Below are 4,180 nucleotides of genomic sequence, written 5' to 3'. Positions count from 1 at the left end.
ATATCGCGAATATCAATCAATCTATCACCATTCACGTCCCCTGCAAGACCATTCAAGGAAGCAAGTCTAAAGTTTTGTCCACGCTGTTCACCATTTACAGAATATCCAGGAATAAACTTTCTCGTTACTTTGAGGTGTCCCGGAACCTCAGCGACAACTGTGAATACTTCATCAGAAGCCGGGATGCCAGTGATACGGTATTCTCCTTTTTTATTAATGGTTCCTTTATACTTTTTACCGCTTGGAGACAGCGCATATACTTGTGCATCGATTTTTGCATAATCTCCTGGTTTCAAATAACCGCCTTCTGTCAAAAATGCTTCTGGCCCAATATAGCCTGTCACACTCGAATGCTTCGGAATGATGTTTAAATTTTCCGTGTTGTAAAAAGGAATAGCAGTAGCGGCTGTTTGTCCCGCTTTCATATAAGATACCTGTTTTACATCCATAAAGATAGGGTCACTATACCATTCATCATGTACTGCTTTGAACGTAACATCAAGGAAGGGCAGATCTCCATCCATACCACTGAATGCATTTCCTGTCATAGATGCGCCAACTTTCACCGTACTAAAGTAATCTCCTTCCGTCACTACAGGCTCTTGCAGTGATACTTCCAAGCCCTTTTCCTTTGCATACTCGTTTGCCGCATTGTTCAGCTTCACATTTTCAAACTTGAACAAATCTTTGATGAACTCTACCTGGAATTCCCCAGATACAAGCTGCTTTACATTATTCAAGCTCAGTGTCATTGTTACAGGATCGCCGACTTTTACGTCTTTCTTATCGTAACTAGAAGTCGTATACTCTGTACCTTCTTTCATGAAGATATAGTTTTGTCTACCAACTGCCGTTGCGATATCAAACGTAGTCAACTTCAAACTTAAAGGTTTTGTTGCAATGTCGCTTTCCTCAATACCGAATTTCACATCCCCGTTTGCTTGTATCGGGAAGAATCCACCTATAAATCCAGACTCTAAATAGTAAGCCATTGTATTGGAAGATTGATTATAGTTTAAGCCTTTCGATTGTAATACATCTATTGTGGAATCTTTAGCTGTTCCATGCAGCCATACCGCTTTTTGTCCATCCTCTATTGTAAACATGGAATCATTAATCTCGATTACACCTGGTTTTTTATCCATGTTTACTTCTGGTGCTGTATTATCTACAATCAACGGATTGCCTACCACATATGATTTCCCTTCCTCATCATGCCCAAGCAGTTCAATTGTATAGTCTCCTTCTGGAAGTTTTACAGGAACATCTCCTATTGGCTTGGAAGGGTCATTTGTAAATGGATAGACATAGCTATTGAAAAATATTCCAGAATAATCTCTATCTGTCATCATGTTGCTGGCGTCTATCGTTCCGGTCAATCCTACAGCTTTCCCCGATTTGCTGTCTTTGACAACGATATCGATTGTTTTCATTGGGCTATTCAACTTCATGAGTCCAAAGATGAATGGCCTCATGTATTGCCAGTAAGGTGTATTATTTGTTACTGATGGTCGTTCTGTTTCCATATGGGCAAATCCCTTTTCCGTCACCATGACAGCGAATGGAATTTGATACGTTTCGGTCGGATTGTTCGCATTCGTTACATGAATATACCCTTCGTATCTCCCTGCCGCGGCACTGGAAGGAACCGTGATTTTCGGCTGTAGCTCCTGTGATTTTCCACTTGCTACGATAAGAGATGCAGGTACGTCAACTTGTACACCGTTCTTCACCGCATCTTGAATACCTGTACGTTCGCCGTGATACTCTACTTCTACTTTAAATGATTTTTCTTCCTTGCCGTTGTTTTGAACATTTACTTTTTTGCTCGCTTCAATTGGTTTATCACCTTGCTTAAAATGTCTGCCAAACACGATGGAACCTGTTTGTTCGTCAATTTCGACAACGTTTCCGTTCTCGACGTTTTGTGTTTTGTCTAATACTTTAATGGATGTGTCCGTATGAACGGCTTGATACGCATCGATGCGCCCTGCGCCCACTTCGTATACGGAATTTTGGCCATTCAAATCATCGGATGTATTCATAAGAGCCGCTTTTACATCAAATGGTGTATATTCCGGATGCTCCTGCAAAATCAATGCTGCTGCACCTGCCACATGAGGAGTCGCCATAGACGTACCAGACAAACGTACATATGCATTGCTGTAATTTACGCCATCCTGTGGATCATTGATGTATTCCGGGGCAGTCGAGAAAACCGACACACCAGGAGCAACTACATCTGGCTTAATATCGTAGTTTCCGTCTACCGGTCCACGTGAACTAAAGTCAGCCAAGTGATCGCCTTCCGTTTTTGTATTGCTCAGCGTTTCAAATTTGAAAGATACTTCACCTAGTCCTTTTAACCGTTCGCCATCCGCTTTTGACAAACGGAAAGATGGAATAAGACCTACCCCCTCGCCTAAATAGGCAGGTATTTGTCCGTCAGCATTGTTATACACGATAACAGCCTTCGCTCTGGCTTTTTTGGCATTTTTGATTTTTTCATCAAACGTAATTTCCCCGCGCTGAATCAGCGCAATTTTTCCATTGAGGTCTTTCCCCGCAAAATCTTCTTCTTTACCAAGTCCTGCAAATACAATTGGGAAAGATTGTCCCCCAAAATCTTCTAACTTATCAGGAAAATCTTTACCTAATAGCTGCATATCTTCAAATTTTTCATTGGATACACTCCCGCTGAATGTAGGAATAGACATGGCAGCATCGCTTGCCCCTACTGAAATACCAAGAGCTGCCGTTCCCGGGGAACCGAGCGTTTTTTCGTTCGGTCCGGCGTTACCTGCGGCAACAACTGTTACCACACCTGAAAGCATGGCGTTATTTGTTGCAACCGAAGTGGCATATAACGGATCATTCGTCTGCGCACCTAGCGACATATTGATAACGTCCATACCATCTGCAATCGCTTTATCGATTCCAGCAAGGATTCCTTCTGTATATCCTGCTCCCCAAGGGCCTAATACTCTGTAAGCATATAAGTCAACTTCAGGTGCTACACCTTTTACAGCATAATCCGCATTATTTTTCTTTTGAGCCGCAATTGTTCCCGCTACATGTGTACCGTGGTTTGTGTAATATACATAGCCAGGAATTGTTGGCTTACCAGCTTTTATCCAATCCTCGTATGTTGTTTCCATCGGATCTGCATCGTTATCTACAAAATCATATCCGCCTTTATAGGCACCTTTTAAGTCAGGATGATTGTAGTCAACACCTGTATCAAGAACGCCGACTTTAATCCCTTTACCCATAATATTTTCTGCATGAAGCTTGTCCACGCCAATTTGTGGAATGCTGTCTGCCATTTTTGGCTGAATTTCTTTTTGCGTTTCTACCGGAGGTTCCACTTTCACCTCGTAATCTTTAAAGACACGTTTTACGACTCCAGATTGTAGTAAATCCTGCACTGCAACACCCGGTAAAGTCATGGCTACGCCATTGATCGCATTTTTATATTCGTGTGTGATCTTTACTTTTTGCGTATCGTACGTGCCGGCATCCTTTTTCGATTTCAAGGATTCGACATGTTGTTTGAACACTTTATGTTCTTCATCCACTTTTGCTTGCGCAGTAGTAGCGGCTATTTTCTTTCCTTTCGCCGCTTGTTTCATCACTTCAATTTTCGCCGGGGCCTGATTGAATTCCACGATAACTTTGACTAGTTCAGGACTACTAGCATCAATATCAGGAGAAATTGTAAAGTTAGGATTTACATCTAATTGCTCTAAAGCCTTTCTTTGATCTGCCGACAGGTTCGTCAAGACTTTCTCTACATTATCAACTGGATTCAATTCAACCGGACTTTCTGCCAATACGTTATACGGAATACCCTGTGACAATAGCATACCTACAGCCAACGTTCCTATAAGAAGCTTCCCTTTTTTTCTTCTCTTCATAGCGTGTCCTCTTTTCCCCATATAATTGTTTACAAACAATCTGTGAAGCTAGTAAACTAAGATGCCATTCTGAAAATCAAACAAAAGAAGTAATCTTTAAAACTATTGATCTCACTTTGTATAAAAATATAGTAGATAAAATCTATCATTAGATTAAGTGAGAAATCATTAGTGGGTGATGAAGAAAATCCCCCACTAATAGAAGTTTCACTGTATTACTTTGATTTTGGTTCCAAGCCGATTTGACGCAGGAAATCTACCAG

At 41.3% G+C, this 4,180-nt stretch carries 1 protein-coding gene; it reads right to left on the bottom strand.

What is annotated here, in order from left to right:
* Window positions 1-3,917 (bottom strand): S8 family serine peptidase (locus tag COI75_RS16650; protein WP_098448482.1); only part of this gene is annotated, 3,917 nt, incomplete at its 3' end.
* Window positions 3,918-4,180: the final 263 nt, after the last annotated feature.

The sequence above is a fragment of the Bacillus cereus genome (assembly GCF_002564555.1).
GTDB lineage: Bacteria > Bacillota > Bacilli > Bacillales > Bacillaceae_G > Bacillus_A > Bacillus_A cereus_K.
This window is presented reverse-complemented; position numbering and strand designations above follow the sequence as displayed.